This window comes from Fuscovulum blasticum DSM 2131 (assembly GCF_003034965.1).
GTDB lineage: Bacteria > Pseudomonadota > Alphaproteobacteria > Rhodobacterales > Rhodobacteraceae > Pseudogemmobacter > Pseudogemmobacter blasticus.
Map to the genome: position 1 here is coordinate 31,290 of NZ_PZKE01000001.1, position 17,869 is coordinate 49,158.

Below are 17,869 nucleotides of genomic sequence, written 5' to 3' on the forward strand. Positions count from 1 at the left end.
GGGTCTAGCCCTCGAAACAGGCGGATCTTCCGTCGGCGGCAATCGTCTCGGCGCCCGAGATGATGGCCCGCGTCCGTTTCTTGACAAAGGCCGAAGGCTTGGCCGCATCGCGCCCTTTCGGATCGGGCAGCACCGCCGCCAGCCGGGCCGCCTGCAAGGCCGACAGATCCTTGGCATCGACGCCAAAGTAATGCTGCGCCGCCGCCTGCACGCCGAACACACCCTCGTCGAACTCGGCCACGTTCAGATAGACCAGCAGGATGCGCCGCTTGGTCCAGACCAGCTCCACCGCCGGGGTCAGCGCCGCCTCCAGCGCCTTGCGGAAATAATTGCGCCCCTGCCAGAGAAACACGTTCTTCGTCACCTGCTGGCTGATGGTCGAGGCGCCGCGGTTGCTGCCCTCTTCAATGGCCAGCCGGATCGCCGTCATGTCAAAGCCCCAGTGCAGGCAGAAATTCGCATCCTCCGCCGCCACGGCCGACCGCGCCATCACCGGCGCGATCTCGTCCCAGCTTACCCAGTCCTTCTCGATCCCGCCCAGACGGAAGCGTTCGCCCATCTGGTACAGGTTGATCGGCGGCGGCAGGAAGGCGAACAGCACGATCAGCAGCGTGTAAAAGGCGAACACCCCGCCGGCAATGCGCCCGGCCCAAACCAGCGCCTGCCGCCAGCGCGGCGGTGTCGCCTCTGGCGGGGGCTCCGCCTTTTTCGCCGTCTTGCGGCGGGGCTTTTTCTCGGCGGTCGTCTCGGCCATGGGGCAGCATAGGCCCCAAGCCCGCGCCGGGGTCAAGCCTGCCGGGCCGCGCCAAAGCCGCGCGCCCGGCCGGGCCGGCGGTCAGGCGCGCGTATTGCCGCCCAGTTGCGGCTCGGCCGTGCCCATCGGGTGGGTCCGCTCCAGCACCTCGCGCAGCTTCGCCTCGGCCTCGCCGCTCAGCGATGTCTGGATCACCCGGCCCTTGGCCCGGAACTTGTCCATCCGCGCCAGCAGCTTGTCCGCCGTCATCTTGCGGATCAGCACCGCCACCGCCGACTGGCCCTTGTCCAGCGACTGGCCAATATCCTTCAGGAAGGTGTCGTCGATCCCCGCATCGCTCAGCGCGCCCGACAGGGCACCGGCACCGGCGCCCGCCGCAGCCCCCAGGATGGGGTTCAGGAACAGCAGGCCGATCAGCATTCCGAACATGCCGCCGCTGACCGCCCCCGCCGCCGTCAGGTTCACCGCCTGGTGCAGCTTGACCTCGCCCGCCTCGTTGCGGGTGACGACAACCGCATCCTCCATCTCGATCAGATATTCCTTCTGCAGGCGCACCAGTTCGGCCCGCGCCTCGAAGGCCGTGGCCTCGTCCTGAAAGGCGACAATCACCAGATCCGACATGTTCGCATCCTTCCGCTGTTCGCAGGCCCCCCGGCCCGCTTCGCGACCAAGTGTAACCCTGTCCGGGGCGAAAAGGCACCTCACGCCTGCGTGGCCGGGCCGCCATGGAAAAGGGCCCCCGAAGGGGCCCTGTCCTGGTGTTCCGCTCGGGTTATTCCGCCGGCACCTTGACCGGCTCGTCCGACAACGGGTGCGACAGCAGCGGCACCATCTCCTTCGGGCAGACCTGAAGGAAGTTGCGCTTCTCGCTCTCCCACTCGGCCAGGATGCGCTGCGCCAGCTTCGACCCGGTTTCCTCGGCGTGCCGCTCGATCAGGCCCTTCAGTTGCGCCTCCCAATGCGGGTGGCCGATGCCGCAGGTAACCAGGCTTTCCAGGTTGACGAAATCCTCGGCCACGCCCTTCGGGTCGTAGACATAGGCCATGCCCCCGGTCATGCCGGCACCGAAGTTGGCGCCGATCCGGCCCAGAATCACCGCCACCCCGCCGGTCATGTATTCGCAACCGTTCGACCCGCAGCCTTCCACCACCACCGTCGCGCCCGAATTGCGCACCGCGAAGCGTTCGCCCGCCCGGCCCGCCGCGAACAGGAAGCCGTCGGTCGCGCCATACAGCACCGTATTGCCGATGATGGTGTTCTCCTCGGCCTTCAGCGGCGAAGACATCAGCGGCCGCACCGTGATCGTGGCGCCCGACAGGCCCTTGCCAACATAGTCGTTGGCATCGCCCATCACCTCGATCTTCAGCCCCCGCACGCCAAAGGCGCCCAGAGACTGCCCGCAAGACCCGGTCAGCTTCACCGTCAGATGGTCGGGCTGAAGGCTGTTCTTCATGCCGAACTTCTTGACAATGTGGCTGGACGCCCGCGTTCCGATGGTGCGGTGGGTGTTCCGCACCGCATAGGAAAGCTGCATCTTCTCGCCGTCTTCAAAGAAGCGATGACCGTCCTTGATGATCTCGGCATCCAGCGTGTCGGGCACCGCATTGCGCGGCTTCGAACGGTCATAGGTGATCCGGTTGGTGCCATCCACGCTGATCAGCAGCGGGTTCAGGTCAAGGTCATCCAGATCGGCATGGCCCCGGCTGACCTGCGTCAGCAGGTCGGCCCGGCCGATGATCTCGTCCATCGACCGCGCGCCGATCTGCGCCAGGATTTCCCGCACTTCCTGCGCATAGAAGGTGATCAGGTTCACCACCTTGTCGGCGCTGCCGCTGAACTTGGCGCGCAGCGCCTCGTTCTGGGTGCAGACGCCCACCGGGCAGGTGTTCGACTGGCACTGACGCACCATGATGCAGCCCATGGCGATCAGCGCGGCGGTGCCGATGCCGTATTCCTCGGCCCCCATCATCGCCGCCATCACGATGTCGCGCCCGGTGCGCAGGCCCCCGTCGGTGCGCAGCGTCACCCGCTCGCGCAGGTTGTTCATCGCCAGCACCTGATGCGCCTCGGTCAGCCCCATTTCCCAGGGCAGGCCGGCATATTTGATGCTGGTCGCCGGGCTGGCCCCCGTGCCGCCGTTGTGCCCCGAAATCAGGATCACATCCGCCTTGGCCTTGGCCACGCCCGCCGCGATGGTGCCCACCCCGCTGGCCGACACCAGCTTGACCGTCACCTTGGCGCGCGGGTTGATCTGCTTCAGGTCGTAGATCAGTTGCGCCAGGTCTTCGATCGAATAGATGTCATGGTGCGGCGGCGGGCTGATCAGCGTCACGCCCGGCGTGCTGTGCCGCAGCCGCGCGATCAGCGCCGTCACCTTCATGCCGGGCAACTGCCCACCCTCGCCGGGCTTGGCGCCCTGGGCCACCTTGATTTCCAGCTCCTCGCAGGCGTTCAGGTATTCGGCGGTCACGCCGAACCGCCCGCTGGCCACCTGCTTGATCTTGGCGCTGGGGTTGTCGCCGTTCGGCTCGGGCAGGAAATGCGCCGGGTCTTCGCCGCCCTCGCCGCTGTCGCTCTTGGCGCCGATCCGGTTCATCGCCACGTTCAGCGTCTTGTGCGCCTCGGGGCTCAGGGCGCCCAGGCTCATCCCCGGCGTGACAAACCGCTTGCGGATCGAGGTGATGCTCTCCACCTCCTCGATCGGCACTGGCTTGCCCAGCGCCTTGATGTCCAGCAGGTCGCGCAGGTGGATCGGCGGGTTCGCCCGCATCGCGGCGGTGAACTGCTTCCACATGTCGAAGCTGGCCTTGTCGCAGGCCGCCTGCAACAGGTGCATGGTCTGCGCTTCCCAGGCGTGCTTTTCGCCCGACCGCCGCGCCTTGTAGAACCCGCCGATGGGCAGAACATCCTGCCCGCCGCGCCAGCCCTTGGCATGAACCTCTTCCAGCTTCTGCTCCACGCCATGCAGGCCGATGCCGGAAATCCGGCTTTGCATTCCGGGGAAATATTCCGCCACCATGGCCCGGCTCAGGCCCACGGCTTCAAAGTTCAGGCCGCCCCGATAGGACGAGATGACCGAGATCCCCATCTTGGACATGATCTTCAGCAGACCCGCATCCACCGCCTCGCGGTAGCGGCGCATCGCGTCTTCCAGGCTGCCCTCCAGCAGACCGCGCGCAATGCGGTCGGCAATCGAATCCTGCGCCAGATAGGCGTTGACCGTGGTCGCGCCGCTGCCGATCAGCACCGCGAAATAATGCGGGTCGATACATTCCGCCGACCGCACGTTGATCGAACAGAAGGTCCGCAGCCCCTTGCGCGTCAGCCAGGAATGAACCGCGCTGGTGGCCAGGATCATCGGCATCCCCACCTTCTCGGGGCCCTGATGTTCATCGGTCAGCACAAGCTGCCCCGCGCCGCTGCGCACGGCATCCTCGGCCTCGGCGCGGATACGCTCCAGCGCCTGACGCAGGTCGTCATGGCCCTCGGCCACCGGGAAGGTGCAGTCGATATAGGCCACCTGGTCGCCAAAGCGCTGCACCAGCACCTCGAACTCGGCATTGGCAATGAACGGGCTTTCCAGCACCAGAATCTCGGTCTGGCTGTTGCGCTCGTCCAGCACGTTGCGCAGGTTGCCGAACCGCGTCTTCAGGCTCATCACCCGGCCTTCGCGAAGGCTGTCGATGGGCGGGTTCGTCACCTGGCTGAAGTTCTGCCGGAAATAATGCGACAGCGGGCGATAGACCTTGGACAGCACCGCCGGCGGCGTGTCATCCCCCATCGAGGCGACGGTTTCCTTGCCGTCCTCGGCCATCGGCGCAAGGATCGTTTCCAGCTCTTCCACCGTATAGCCGGCGGCGATCTGGCGCTTGCGCAGCTCGGCCCCGGTGAACAGCGCCTTTTCCGGCACATGCACCAGATCGGCGTTCAGATCGACGATCTTGCCCACCCATTCGCCATAGGGCTGCCGGCTGGCCAGCCGGTCCTTGATCTCGGTGTCGTGGTACAGCTTGCCGTCGGTCATATCGACCGCGATCATCTGCCCCGGCCCCAGCGCGCCCTTTTCGCGCACCGTGGTTTCATCCACCGGCACCATGCCCGCTTCCGACCCGGCGATCAGCATCCCGTCGCCGGTCACGACATAGCGCATCGGGCGCAACCCGTTGCGGTCCAAGCCCCCGCAGACCCAGCGGCCATCGGTCATGGCCAGCGCGGCCGGGCCATCCCAGGGCTCGATCACGCTGTTGCAGTAGGAATACATGTCGGCCCAGGCCTTGGGCATGTTGGTGGTGGCCTTCGACCAGGCTTCCGGCACCAGCATGGTCTTGGCCATCGGCGCCGACCGCCCCGACCGCACCAGAACCTCGAACACCGCGTCCAGCGCGCCGCTGTCCGACGTGCCGCTGGGGATGATCGGCTTGATGTCCTCGGCCGCATCGCCAAAGGCGCTGCTGGCCATGCGGATCTCATGGCTCTTCATCCAGTTGACGTTGCCCTTCAGCGTGTTGATCTCGCCATTGTGGGCCAGCATCCGGAACGGCTGCGCCAGCCACCACTGCGGGAAGGTGTTGGTGCTGTAGCGCTGGTGATAGATCGCGAAGGCGGACTCGAACCGTTCGTCCTCAAGATCCGGGTAGAAGGTCGAAACCTGCTCGGCCAGCATCATGCCCTTGTAGATGATGCTGCGGCACGACAGGCTGCACAGATACATCCCCTGGATGCCCGCCGCCGTTGCGGCCTTCTCGATCCGGCGGCGGATGATGTAGAGCTCGCGCTCGAACTGTTCCTGGTCGATGTCCTTCTCGCAGCGGATCAGGATCTGCTCGATCTCGGGCCGCGTCGCATTGGCCTTGTCGCCCAGCACCGAAATGTCCACCGGCACATGCCGCCAGCCATAGATGTAATGGCCCATCCGCAGCACTTCGGTTTCCACGATGGTCCGGCAGCGTTCCTGCGCGCCGAAATCGGTGCGCGGCAGGAAGACCTGGCCCACGGCGATCAGCTTCTTCGTGTCCGGCTCGTGCCCGGTGCGGCGCACCACGTCGTAGAAAAACTTGACCGGGATCTGCACATGGATGCCCGCGCCATCGCCCGTCTTGCCGTCGGCGTCCACCGCGCCCCGGTGCCACACCGCCTTCAGCGCGTTGATCCCGTTCTCCACCACCTTGCGCGACGGCTTGCCGCTGATCGAGACCACCAGCCCCACCCCGCAGGACGAATGTTCGTCCTCGGCCTTGTAAAGACCGTTCGCATCCAGCCAGGCGCGCTTTCCTTCCTCGGCCCGAACCCAGGCGTCATCATAGGTCGTCATGGCTCACTCCTTCGCGGCTGGCGGGGGAAGCATCGCAAGAAACTCGGCTTCCGTGATCTGGCGGGTGGGGCCGGCAAAGGCGAATGCCTCCGGCTTGCAGTCGATGTAGATTTCATTGGCCAGCGTCAGGCCGGACAGATCGTCCAGCAGGCCCGCCGCCATGTAGTAATCGGTCGGCGCACCGGGGGCGGTCAGCCGATACCAAAGCGTGCTGCCGCAGATGCCGCAAAAGCACCGCTGCGCCCAGTCGGACGAGGTGAAGGCCTTCACCGCCTCGGCGCCCTCGATCTCGATCTGCCCCTCGGGCACGTCCAGCGTGACGAAGGCCAGCCCCGTCCAGCGCCGGCACATGCTGCAATGGCAGGCGTTCAGATGCGGTTCCGGGTCGGTCACCGTCACCCGGACCGCGCCGCACAGGCACCGGCCGCTGCGCTTATCCGCCATAGCCCGCCCTCCACACCGATTGCGGCAGCCCGGCATCGGCCGTCAGCGCATCGCAGTCATAGATCGGCTGCGTGCTGGCAAAGCCCTTGTCGCCCGGAAAGGCGAAATCCACCGGGCTGCCGTCAATGGGCAGCCACTGGCCATCGCCCAGATCGGTTTCGCCGGGGCCGGCGAAGAACAGGCGCTTGTCGCGGCTGATGTATTCATTGCCGCGCGCCCGGCGCAGCACCGTGCCGAAATCATCGGTCTCGGAATAGTCGAACTCGGTCTCTTCCAGCGTCTGCCCGTCGATCACCCGGGTCCGCCCGGTCAGCCGGTCCAGCCCGATCACGTTGGAATGGCCGCCGTCATCGCGGCTCAGGCTGAAGGCATAGGTATCCACGCCCGAGGCCAGCAATTCGCTGAACGATGCCGGGTCTTCCGCGCCGGGGTCCAGCGTCTGGCGCACAGGCGGGTTCTGCTCAAGGCTTTCGATCCATTCGCCTTCCGCATTGATGCGCGACCGGAAGAACAGCCCTTCCTGATCGAAATCCGCCCGCCACTGATCCCCCGCCGCGTCTTGCGTGCAGGTATAGTAGTTCGACACCCGGCACCCCTTGGACTGCACGGTCATGAACACCTCGCACCCCTCGGGCGCGGTCCAGGTGCCGGCAAGGGCCGGGGCGGGCAGTAGGGCAACAAGAACGGCAAGACGTTTCATGCGTGGTCCTCCCGACGCGGCACAGCAAGTTCGCCCGAAGCATGGCAACCGAATCTGGGCTTTGTCGCGCCAAATCCCTTCTGCCCATCAAGCGCCAGCGACTTCAGCTTGATCTGCCTGCCCGCCCCGCCCTGCCCGTCCGACACCTCGAGCTCATTCACGAGCAGGTCCAGCCGGTCGTTGAACAGCACGCTGCCCGAGGTGTGCAACTCCGATCCCGATTGGGGAAAGGTCAGCGTGCTGTCATAGGTCAAACGGTGGAACACCTCGCCCGCAAGCTTCCGCGTTTCGCCGCTGTAGGTATAGACCATGACCATCGTCGCCTGCTGGCTCTTGCCATCTCTGGAAATGGTGGCCTGTTCGGTCTTGCGCGCGGTCCCACGTTCCACGGCAACGCGGGGGTGGTCACCCGTTGCCCTCAGCCTGAATTCGCCCCCACCCGGCGGCGTAAGGATTTCAATCCCGCCATGGTTGGCGTCAAAGGTGTGAACCTCGCCCTTGCCGCCCCCGTAGGAGGCTTCCATCCTGAAGACGACAGGGTCGGTGCCCGCGCACCGAAAATAGTTCAGCGCCGCACAATGATCGTCCTGAACGGTCGCCACAAGAACGCAGCCGGCCGGCCGCTGGAACAGGTTCTCTGCCTTTGCCGGAAGCGCGGCGCCGGCGATCAGGGCAAGGGCAAGGGTCGTCTTCATTGCATCGCTCCCGGTCGGGGTCTGTCGTCACATGGCCCTGCCCGCCCGAAAGGTGCGGGCAAGGCGCCTATTCCGCGGCCACGCTGGCGGTTTGCGCCAGATAGGCCAGCATCGCCTCGGCCGCCTCGCGCCCGTCGCGGATCGCCCAGACCACAAGGCTGGCACCGCGCACGATGTCGCCCACGGCATAGACGCCGGGCAGGCTGGTCGCGTGGCTGCGGAAATCGGCCTTGATGGTGCCCCAGCGGGTCACGGCCAGCTCGGGCACGCCCCACAGGCCCGGCAGGTCTTCCGGCTCGAAGCCCAGCGCCTGCACCACCAGATCGGCCGGCTCCACATAATCGGCGCCCTCGATCACCTCGGGCGACTGGCGGCCGCTGGCATCGGGCGCGCCAAGGCGCATCTTCTGCACGATGACGCCCTCCACCTCGGTGCCGCCGGTGAAGCCGCGCGGCGCGGTCAGCCAGACGAATTCCACGCCCTCTTCCTCGGCGTTCTGCACTTCGCGCTGGCTGCCGGGCATGTTCGCCCGGTCGCGGCGATACAGGCACTTCACCGATTGCGCGCCCTGCCGGATGGCGGTGCGCACGCAGTCCATCGCCGTGTCGCCGCCGCCAACCACAACCACCCGCTTGCCGCTGGCGTTCAGCGCGCCCGAATCATACTCGGCCACCTCGTCGCCAAAGCTCTTGCGGTTCGATGCCGTCAGGTAATCCAGCGCCTTGACGATGCCGCGCGCCCCGGACCCCGGCGCCTCGATGTCGCGCGCCTTGTACACGCCCGTCGCGATCAGCACCGCGTCATGCTGGCCGCGGATGGCGTCGAAGGTCAGGTCGGTGCCCACGTTGCAGTTCAGGATGAAATTCACCCCCGCCGCGCGCAACTGCTCCACCCGCTGCATCACCACCGGCTTTTCCAGCTTGAACCCCGGAATCCCATAGGTCAGCAGCCCGCCCGCGCGGTCATAGCGGTCATAGACCGTGACCTGCACCCCCGCGCGGCGCAGCACGTCGGCGGCGGCAAGGCCCCCCGGCCCGGCCCCGATGATGCCCACGCTTTCGGGGCGTTCCATCGCCGGCAGGATCGGCTTGACCCAGCCGTTTTCCCAGGCGGTATCGGTGATGTATTTCTCGACCGCGCCGATCGTCACCGTGCCGTGGCCCGATTGCTCGATCACGCAATTGCCTTCGCACAGCCGGTCCTGCGGGCAGATGCGGCCGCAGATCTCGGGGAAGGTGTTGGTCGCCTGGCTGATCTCATAGGCTTCCTGCAACCGGCCCTCGGCGGTCAGGCGCAGCCAGTCGGGAATGTTGTTGTGCAGCGGGCAATGCGCCTGGCAATAGGGCACGCCGCACTGGCTGCACCGGCTGGCCTGTTCGGCGGCCTTCTGGGCGGCGAACTCGCGGTAGATCTCATCGAAATCCTGGCTGCGCTGGGCGGCGTCGCGCTTTTCGGGCGTCTCCTTCCCGACGGTCACGAATTTCAGCATCTTCTGCGTGGCCATGGCTGGGCATTCCCTTGCAAGCACTCCGGGCGTGTTTTCCTACAGCCAGCCAAATCGAAATAAAAGTCAGTATAGTTTACCTATCTTTGGGTTTTTTACGCTTTGGCCAACGCTCAGAGCAGTTTTTGCAAGATTTTAGGTCAGCAAGTGCTACCTATCTGCCCGCACACCCCGCAAAAGCCCTGTGATTCGCCCTCAGGCGGCAATCAGGCCGGCCCCGGCCAGCACCAGCAAAAGCCCGCCAAAGGCGATGCGATAGTAGGCAAAGATCCTGAAATCATGGGTGCGGATATAGGTCAGCAGCCATTTGACCGACACGAAGGCGGTGATGGTTGACGCGATGAAGGCAACGCCAAGCGCCGTCCAGTCCTCGCTGGCCGCCCCCGCCTGCAACTGCTTGGCAACCTCATAGGCGCTGGCCGCATACATGGTGGGGATGCCCACCAGAAAGGCAAACTCGGTCGCGGCGGCGCGGTTCGACGTGCCCAGCAGCATGGCGACAAAGATCGTGGTGCCCGAGCGTGACAGACCGGGGAACACCCCCGCCACGACCTGCGCAATGCCGACGGCAATGGCCACGCGCAGGGTGATGGTGGTGCAATCCGGCTTGCGGGCGGCGAAATACTCGGCCGCAATCATCCAGATCCCGCCCAGCACCAGCGCCCAGGCAACGGGCTGAATGGTGGTGGGCAGTTCAAACCCCAGCTTCTTGGCCAGCAGCCCCAGAACGGCGGTGATGCCGAAGGCCAGCCCCAGCTTGATCAGATAGTCGCGGTTCTCGGGCCGGCGCCAGTTCAGCAAAAGCCCGGTGATGCGCTGCCAGTAGATCAGCGTCACCGCCAGAATCGCGCCGGCCTGGATCACGATGTTATAGGTATCCGACCGCGCGCCCAGCCAGTGCTGGGCCAGCAGCAGATGGCCCGTGCTGGAAATCGGCAGAAACTCGGTGATCCCTTCGATCACGCCCAGCAGGATGTCGTTCAGATAGGTCACGGGCATCCTGCCTTATCGGTTTCAGACCTTGCGCAGGTTCTTGGCCGAAGCCTTGATCGCCGCATATTGCCCCGAGGGGCGATAGCGCCACAGGTATTCCGGCAGCACCGCATCCATCGCCGTCGGCGTGATGCCCAGATCGGCCAGCGTCCGCGCCTTGTCCGACACCACGTTCGGCACGCCAAGGCTGGCCAGTTGATCGCGCGTCAGCAGCCCGTTGCGCAGGATGCCCGCCGTCACGAACTCGATCACGTCGAACAGCGTTGCAACGGGGGCCATGACGAAGGTCGGCATGTTCACCACCGGGCGCCAGCGCTGGATCACCGCCTGCATCTTCTTCAGCAGCTTGCGGAAGGTGGCCACGTCCGGCCCGCCCAGCTCATACACGCCCGGCGCGGCCTGCCCCAGCACGCCCTTCACCGCCGCCTGCGCCACGTCATCCACATAGACCGGCTGGAACTTGGTTTCCGACCGCACCACCGGCACGAAGGCCCAGGTGCGCGACATCTCGGCAAAACGGTTGAAGAACTTGTCCTCCGCCCCGAAAATCACCGAAGGCCGCAGGATCACCGCGCCGGGGAATGCCTCAAGCACCGCCGCCTCGCCCTCGGCCTTGGACTGGCCATAGCGCGACGGCGAATTCGCATCGGCCCCGATGGCCGACAGATGCACCAGGTTCTGCACGCCCTGCTCGGCCGCGATCCGGGCAATCCGGCCCGCCGCGCGGACATGGATCATGTGAAAGCTGTTGTTGCCCCGCAGGTCGAAGGTGCCAACGCAGTTCACCGCCGCATCCGCGCCCTGCATGGCCGCGCGCACGCTGTCATCGTCGCGGATGTTGCAGAACACCGGCTCCACCTGGCCGGGCAGGCCATAGGTCTTGACGAACAGCGCCTCGTTCGGACGGCGCACCGCGACCCGCACGCGCCACCCCTCCCGCGCCATGCGGCGGGCGATATAGCGGCCGACAAACCCCGAACCGCCGTAGATGGTGACCAGTTTGTTCATCGTGAAAGCCTCCCGCACGGGCATCGAACACTGCCCGGATCAATAACGGCGCCGGCGCAGCCCAGCAAGGCAAAAGCCCGTCAGGAAATTTGTGTTTTCCCCGCTTGCGCCGTGTTGACAGTCCCGCGCACCGCCTTTACATCGCCCCTCAGTGCCCAGATGGCGGAATTGGTAGACGCACTGGTTTCAGGTACCAGCGCCGCAAGGCGTGGAGGTTCGAGTCCTCTTCTGGGCACCATCCAATTCAGGCAAGGCCGCGCAACACAGCGCGGTCTTTGTCATTTCCGGGGTTGCGTCCGGCCGGGCGGCGCGGTCAGGCCGCGTCGGCGGGGCGGCGGATGTCCTTTGCCGCGTCAATCACCACCGGGCGCAGGCCCAGACCGCCGGTATCCAGCACCTGGAACAGTTGCCGCCGCATCCGCGGTTCCCAGAAATCGTTGATATGGGCGGCCACGCCCTTCACCGCCTGTTCATGCGGCATCGATTCGAAGAAGCGGGCAATCTGGTTTGCCATGTAGATCAGCTTGTCAGCGGGCATGGGTCACCTCTGTCAGTCGGTCGGAATGGGAATAAACGTCGAATCGGCCGGGCCGCACCCCGGCGATCAGGGTGATGCCGGCCTCTTCGGCCAGATCGGCGGCATGGGCGGTGGGGGCCGACAGCGCGATCAGCACCGGCGCGCCAAAGGCCGCCGCCTTCTGCACCATGTCCACCGAAACGCGGCAGGTCAGCACAAGGGCACAGTCGCCCGACGCCCCGCCCCGGACCGCCGCCCCGATCAGCTTGTCCAGCGCGTTGTGCCGGCCCACATCCTCGCGCAGCAGGGCAATGCCCTCAGGCTGCCACAGCGCGGCGCAATGGGCGGCGCGCGTCAGGTCATGCAGCGCCTGCCCGGCCCGCAGCCCCTCGGCCGCCTGATGCACCTGCGCGGGCGTCATGCGAAACCCCGAAGGCGCGACCCGCGCCACCGGACGCAGCGCCTCGTCGATCGAGTCAATCCCGCACAGCCCGCAGCCCACCGGCCCCGCCATCGTGCGCCGCCGCTGCGCCAGCCGCTCGGCCGCCGCCGGGGCCACCCAGACCTGCAGGTCGATGCCACGCGGGGTTTCCAACGCCTCGACCGTTTCCACCTCATCGGGGCGGGCGATGCCTTCGGTCAGGGCAAAGCCATAGGCGAAATCCACCAGATCGGCGGGCGTCGCCATCATCACCGCCTGCGTGCTGCCGTTGAACGACAGCGCCACCGCCGTTTCCTCGGGCAGCATCCGGTCGGCCCGCGACACGCCGTCGGGGCCAAAGCTCAGATGCGCACGGCGGCGGGCGGCGTCCATCACTCGGCCGCCGGCAGGATGCGCCGCGACAGCGCCGCCTGCGCGGCATAGTCTTCCTGCCATTCCGAAGGCCCGTTCGACGGGCTGACCTGCACCGCCGTCACCTTGTATTCCGGGCAGTTGGTCGCCCAGTCCGAAAAATCGGTGGTGATGACATTGGCCTGCGTGTCGGGGTGGTGGAAGGTGGTATAAACCACGCCGGGCGACACCCGGTCGGTGATCTTGGCCCGCAGCGTGGTTTCGCCAGACCGGCTGGCCAGCCGCACGAACTGCCCTTCGTTCACGCCGCGCACCTCGGCATCATGCGGGTGAATCTCCAGCACATCCTCGTCATGCCAGACCACATTCGACGTGCGCCGCGTCTGCGCGCCGACATTGTATTGCGAAAGGATGCGCCCGGTGGTCAGCAACAGCGGGAACCGCGGGCCGGTCTTTTCATCCGTCGCCACATATTCGGTGTTGATGAACCGCCCCTTGCCGCGCACGAAGCCGTCGATATGCATCAGCGGTGTGCCGTCCGGCACCTTCTCGTTGCAGGGCCACTGGACCGAACCCTTCTCCTCCAGCACGTCATAGGACACGCCGGCGAAGCTGGGCGTCAGCATCGCGATCTCGTCCATGATCTGGCTGGGATGGGTATAGCCCCAGCCCGCGCCCAGCGCATTGGCCAGCATCTGGGTGATCTCCCAGTCGGCATAGCCGTTGCGCGGCGCCATCACCTTGCGCACGCGGTTGATGCGGCGTTCAGCATTGGTGAAGGTGCCGTCCTTTTCCAGGAAGGTCGATCCGGGCAAAAAGACATGCGCATAGTTCGCGGTCTCGTTCAGGAACAGGTCGTGGACGATCACGCAATCCATCGCCGCAAGGCCCGCCGCGACATGCTTGGTGTCGGGGTCGGATTGCAGGATGTCCTCACCCTGGCAGTACAGGCCCTTGAAGGTGCCCTCGACCGCCGCATCCAGCATGTTGGGAATCCGCAGCCCGGGTTCTGAGTCGATGGTCGTGCCCCAGGCGCGCTCGAACAGGTCGCGCACATCGGCGTTCTTCACATGGCGGTAGCCCGGCAGTTCATGCGGGAACGACCCCATGTCGCAAGATCCCTGCACGTTGTTCTGTCCGCGCAGCGGGTTCACCCCCACGCCGGGCCGCCCGACGTTGCCGGTCAGCATGGCCAGGTTGGCGATGCCGATCACGGTGGTCGACCCCTGGCTGTGCTCGGTCACGCCCAGCCCGTAATAGATCGCGCCATTGCCGCCAGTGGCATACAGCCGCGCCGCGCGGCGCAGCTCTTCCGACGGAACGCCGGTCAGCATCTCGGTCGCCTCGGGCGAATGCTGCGGCCGGCTGACGAACTCGGCATAATCCTGGAACTCGTCCCAGTCGCAGCGGGTGCGGATGAACTCTTCGTTCATCAGCCCCTCGGTCACGATCACATGCGCCAGCGCGGTGACCACGGCGACATTGGTGCCGGGCCGCAACTGCAGGTGATGCGCCGCCTTGATATGGGCCGATTTCACCAGGTCGATCCGCCGCGGATCGACCACGATCAGCTTCGCCCCCTTGCGCAGCCGCTTCTTCAGCCGGCTGGCAAAGACGGGGTGGCCATCGGTCGGGTTGGCCCCGATCACCATGACGACATCGGTCTGTTCGACCGAATCGAAATCCTGCGTCCCGGCGCTGGTGCCGAAGGTCTGGCCCAGGCCATAGCCGGTGGGCGAATGGCAGACGCGGGCGCAGGTGTCGGTGTTGTTGTTGCCGAACACCGCGCGGGTCAGCTTCTGCACCAGGAAGGTCTCCTCGTTGGTGCAGCGGCTTGAGGTGATGACGCCGACAGCATTCTTGCCATACGTTTGCTGTATGTTGCGCATACGCGTCGCGGCGAAGCTCAGCGCCTCATCCCAGGACACTTCCCGCCACGGTTCGCTGATGCTGTCGCGGATCATCGGGTTCAGGATGCGGTCCTTGTGGCTGGCATAGCCATAGGCGAAACGACCCTTCACGCAGGAATGGCCCCGGTTGGCCTTGCCATGCTTGTAGGGCACCATCCGCACCAGCTCATCGCCGCGCATCTCGGCCTTGAAGCTGCAACCAACGCCGCAATAGGCGCAGGTGGTGATGACCGCCCGGTCCGGCGTCCCGATCTCGATCATCGACTTTTCCTGCAAGGTGCCCGTCGGGCAAGCCTGCACGCAGGCCCCGCAGGACACGCAGTCCGAGGTCAGGAAACTGTCGCCCGCCGCCCCGGCATGAACCCGGCTGTCCCAACCCCGGCCGGTGATGGTCAGCGCAAAGGTGCCCTGCACTTCCTCGCAGGCCCGCACGCAGCGGCTGCACACGATGCACTTGGCCGGATCATAGGTGAAATAGGGGTTCGACTCATCCTTCGGCAGCCATTGCGGATTGGCCTCGCCGCCGGTGTTGCGCGGGCGGAAATGGGTTTCCACCGCTTCATACCGCACGTCGCGCAGACCCACGGCGCCAGCCATGTCCTGCAATTCGCAATCGCCATTGGCAGCGCAGGTCAGGCAATCCAGCGGGTGGTCGCTGATGTACAGCTCAATCACCCCGCGGCGCAGGTCTTTCAGTCTGGGCGTCTGGGTGTGAACCTTCAGACCCGGCGCCACCAGCGTGGTGCAGCTTGCCGGGGTGCCGTTGCGCCCCTCGATCTCGACCAGGCACAGCCGGCACGACCCGAAGGCATCCACGCTGTCGGTGGCGCACAGCTTCGGCACGGGAATCCCCGCCTCGGCGGCGGCGCGCATGATGCTGGTGCCCTCGGGCACCGTCACGTCAAAGCCGTCGATTGTCAGCGTGACCATCTGCCTGGCCTTCGCGGCAGGGGTGCCGAAATCGCGGTCGGGGATGATGAAGTCCTTGAAGTCTTTCATGTCATTCACCCTTTTGCAGCCAGCGCATGGGCAACCACCGCATTCGCGTGGCCATGCCCCATGCCATGTTCATCTTTCAGAAACGCCACGATCTTCATGTGCGGCTGGTCCAGCAGCGGCGCGATCTGGGTGAACCAGTGCTGCATCGGCTGGCCATATTTCGCCTCGATCGACGGGAAATAGGAGGCGGGCCCTTTCACCTTTTCGGTCATTCGGCGGCCTCTTTCGCGCGGGCGAAGTCGTCAGGAAAATGCGTCAGCGCCGACATCACCGGATAGGGGGTAAAGCCGCCAAGCGCGCACAGCGACCCGGCCTTCATCGTGTTGCACAGATCGGTCAGCAGCGGGATGGCGGCGGTATCGCCCCGCGCGATGCGGTCGATGGTTTCCACACCGCGCACCGCGCCAATCCGGCAGGGGGTGCATTTGCCGCAGCTTTCGATGGCGCAGAACTCCATCGCGAACCGGGCCTGTTTCAGCATGTCGGCGGTGTCGTCGAACACCACGATGCCGGCATGGCCGATCAGTCCTTCGGCGCTGGCAAAACTTTCATAGCAGGTCGGCGTGTCGAACAGCGACGACGGGAAATAGGCCCCGAGCGGCCCCCCCACCTGCACCGCCTTGACCGGGCGGCCGCTGGCGGTGCCGCCGCCGATGTCGTTGACGATCTCGCCCAGACCCATGCCGAAGGCCACCTCGAACAGCCCGCCATGGCGCACGTTGCCGGCGATCTGCAGCGGAATCGTCCCGCGCGACCGGCCCAGCCCGAAGTCGCGGTAGAAGGCGGCACCCTTTTCAAAGATCACCGGCACCGTGGCCAGCGAGATGACGTTGTTCACCACCGTCGGCTTGCCCAGGAACCCTTCCAGCGCCGGCAGCGGCGGCTTGGCGCGCACCACGCCGCGCTTGCCCTCAAGGCTGTTCAGCAGGCTGGTTTCCTCGCCACAGACATAGGCCCCGGCGCCAACCCGGATTTCCATGTCGAAGGCATAGGCCGACCCAAGGACCGACGGCCCCAGCAGCCCCGCCTTGCGGCCGATCCCGACCGCGGCGCGCATCACCCGGATCGCGTCGGGGTATTCGCTGCGGATATAGACATAGCCGCGCGTCGCCCCCACGGCGATGCCGGCGATGATCATGCCTTCGATCAGGTGGAAGGGGTCGCCCTCCATCAGCATACGGTCGGCAAAGGTGCCGCTGTCGCCTTCGTCGGCGTTGCAGACAATGTATTTCTGATCGGCCTTCGCCTCGGCCACCGTTTTCCACTTGATGCCGGTGGGGAACCCCGCCCCGCCCCGGCCACGCAAGCCCGAGTCGATGACAGCCTGCACGATTTCGGTCGGCGGCAGCGCCAGCGCGCGTTCCAGCCCGACCAGCCCGCCCTCGGCCCGGTAATGCGCCATGTCCAGCGGATCAATCAGGCCGACGCGGGCAAAGGTCAGCCGCGTCTGCTTTTTCATCCAGGGCAGATCGTCCGTCGGCCCCAGCGCCTTGGCCGAGGTGCCGTCCAGAATGGCGGCCACATCGGCGGCGGTTGCGGGGCCATAGGCCAGCCGCACCCCATCGCGCTCCACCTCGACCAGCGGTTCCAGCCAGACCATGCCGCGGCTGCCGTTGCGAACCAGCGTCAGGTCCAGCCCGCGGCGGGTGGCCTCGGCCTGCACGGCGGCGGCCACATCATCAGACCCAAGCGCGCGCGCGGCGGCATCGGCGGGGACATAGACCTTCATGCCAGCACCTCGGTCGCGATACGGTCCACCGCCGCCTCATCCAGCCGGCCCACCAGCCGGCCATTGACCATGGCCGCCGGGGCACAGGCGCACAGGCCCAGACAATAGACCGGCTCCAGCGTCACCTTGCCGTCGGCCCGGGTTTCATGGAACCCGACGCCCAGCTTGCGCTCGGCATGGTGGGCCAGATGGTCGCCGCCCATGGCCTGACACGCCTCGGCCCGGCACAGCTTGACCACCGACCGCCCGGCCGGTTCCGCGCGGAAATCATGGTAGAAGGAAATCACGCCATGCACCTCGGCCTTGCCCAGGTTCAGCGCCTCGACGATCACCGGCACCACGGCCTGCGGCACATGGCCGAAGGCGGCCTGAATGTCGTGCAGGATGGGCAGAAGCGGCCCCTCATCCGCGGCATGGGCACGCAGGATGTCATCCAGCGTCTGGCGGGCATGTGGCTCAAGCACGTCGGCGACGGGCATCTGGCTCCTCCTCTTCCTTGCGTCCGGTCTAGA

General features: G+C 66.1%; 15 protein-coding genes and 1 tRNA gene. 1 reads left to right on the plus strand and 15 read right to left on the minus strand.

Annotated features, from left to right (window positions below):
• Positions 1-4 precede the first annotated feature (4 nt).
• From mtgA to C5F44_RS00215, 9 genes are all read right to left on the minus strand, one after another.
• On the minus strand, positions 5-754 hold the full coding sequence (mtgA, locus tag C5F44_RS00175; protein WP_107671487.1) for a monofunctional biosynthetic peptidoglycan transglycosylase: 750 nt from the start codon (positions 752-754) through the stop codon (positions 5-7).
• Between the two features lie 81 nt (positions 755-835).
• The gene (locus C5F44_RS00180) at positions 836-1,375 is read right to left on the minus strand and encodes a DUF1269 domain-containing protein (protein WP_107671488.1); all 540 of its coding nucleotides are present in this window, start codon (positions 1,373-1,375) and stop codon (positions 836-838) included.
• Positions 1,376-1,526: 151 nt separating this feature from the next.
• Positions 1,527-6,065 carry a glutamate synthase large subunit gene (gene gltB / locus C5F44_RS00185; RefSeq protein ID WP_107671489.1) on the minus strand — a complete coding sequence of 1,513 codons (4,539 nt, stop codon included), beginning with the start codon at positions 6,063-6,065 and terminating at the stop codon, positions 1,527-1,529.
• A 3-nt stretch (positions 6,066-6,068) separates the two neighbouring features.
• On the minus strand, positions 6,069-6,509 hold the full coding sequence (locus C5F44_RS00190) for a GFA family protein (protein WP_107671490.1): 441 nt from the start codon (positions 6,507-6,509) through the stop codon (positions 6,069-6,071).
• Positions 6,499-7,209, minus strand: a complete 711-nt coding sequence (locus tag C5F44_RS00195) for a hypothetical protein (RefSeq protein ID WP_107671491.1) — start codon at positions 7,207-7,209, stop codon at positions 6,499-6,501. Before C5F44_RS00195 ends, C5F44_RS00190 begins: the two co-directional genes overlap by 11 nt.
• Complete coding sequence (locus tag C5F44_RS00200; RefSeq protein ID WP_107671492.1) at positions 7,206-7,904, minus strand: hypothetical protein; 699 nt, start codon at positions 7,902-7,904, stop codon at positions 7,206-7,208. The genes C5F44_RS00195 and C5F44_RS00200 overlap by 4 nt, the downstream gene beginning before the upstream one ends.
• 67 nt (positions 7,905-7,971) lie before the next feature.
• Positions 7,972-9,408 (minus strand): NAD(P)-dependent oxidoreductase, encoded by a 1,437-nt coding sequence (locus C5F44_RS00205; RefSeq protein ID WP_107671493.1) that lies wholly within the window; start codon positions 9,406-9,408, stop codon positions 7,972-7,974.
• A 195-nt stretch (positions 9,409-9,603) separates the two neighbouring features.
• Positions 9,604-10,407, minus strand: a complete 804-nt coding sequence (locus C5F44_RS00210; protein WP_235822468.1) for an undecaprenyl-diphosphate phosphatase — start codon at positions 10,405-10,407, stop codon at positions 9,604-9,606.
• A 15-nt stretch (positions 10,408-10,422) separates the two neighbouring features.
• A complete protein-coding gene (locus tag C5F44_RS00215) occupies positions 10,423-11,409 on the minus strand; it encodes a complex I NDUFA9 subunit family protein (protein WP_107671812.1) in 987 nt (328 codons plus the stop codon).
• Positions 11,410-11,562: 153 nt separating this feature from the next.
• Between C5F44_RS00215 and C5F44_RS00220 the strand changes: the two genes are divergently transcribed.
• Positions 11,563-11,647: transfer RNA gene (locus tag C5F44_RS00220), tRNA-Leu, on the plus strand.
• Positions 11,648-11,722: 75 nt separating this feature from the next.
• Here the strand turns inward: C5F44_RS00220 and C5F44_RS00225 are convergent.
• From C5F44_RS00225 to C5F44_RS00250, 6 genes are read right to left on the minus strand one after another with little or no spacing between them, the layout of a single operon-like run.
• On the minus strand, positions 11,723-11,947 hold the full coding sequence (locus C5F44_RS00225; RefSeq protein WP_107671494.1) for a formate dehydrogenase subunit delta: 225 nt from the start codon (positions 11,945-11,947) through the stop codon (positions 11,723-11,725).
• Positions 11,937-12,740, minus strand: a complete 804-nt coding sequence (gene fdhD / locus C5F44_RS00230) for a formate dehydrogenase accessory sulfurtransferase FdhD (protein ID WP_107671495.1) — start codon at positions 12,738-12,740, stop codon at positions 11,937-11,939. The genes C5F44_RS00225 and fdhD overlap by 11 nt, the downstream gene beginning before the upstream one ends.
• Positions 12,740-15,628, minus strand: a complete 2,889-nt coding sequence (fdhF, locus tag C5F44_RS00235) for a formate dehydrogenase subunit alpha (RefSeq protein WP_107671496.1) — start codon at positions 15,626-15,628, stop codon at positions 12,740-12,742. Before fdhF ends, fdhD begins: the two co-directional genes overlap by 1 nt.
• A 5-nt stretch (positions 15,629-15,633) precedes the next feature.
• Positions 15,634-15,840 (minus strand): DUF4287 domain-containing protein, encoded by a 207-nt coding sequence (locus C5F44_RS00240; RefSeq protein WP_107671497.1) that lies wholly within the window; start codon positions 15,838-15,840, stop codon positions 15,634-15,636.
• On the minus strand, positions 15,837-17,357 hold the full coding sequence (locus C5F44_RS00245) for a formate dehydrogenase beta subunit (RefSeq protein ID WP_107671498.1): 1,521 nt from the start codon (positions 17,355-17,357) through the stop codon (positions 15,837-15,839). The genes C5F44_RS00240 and C5F44_RS00245 overlap by 4 nt, the downstream gene beginning before the upstream one ends.
• Positions 17,354-17,836: a formate dehydrogenase subunit gamma gene (locus tag C5F44_RS00250; RefSeq protein ID WP_107671499.1), complete on the minus strand. Its 483-nt coding sequence runs from the start codon at positions 17,834-17,836 to the stop codon at positions 17,354-17,356. The genes C5F44_RS00245 and C5F44_RS00250 overlap by 4 nt, the downstream gene beginning before the upstream one ends.
• Between the last annotated feature and the right edge of the window lie 33 nt (positions 17,837-17,869).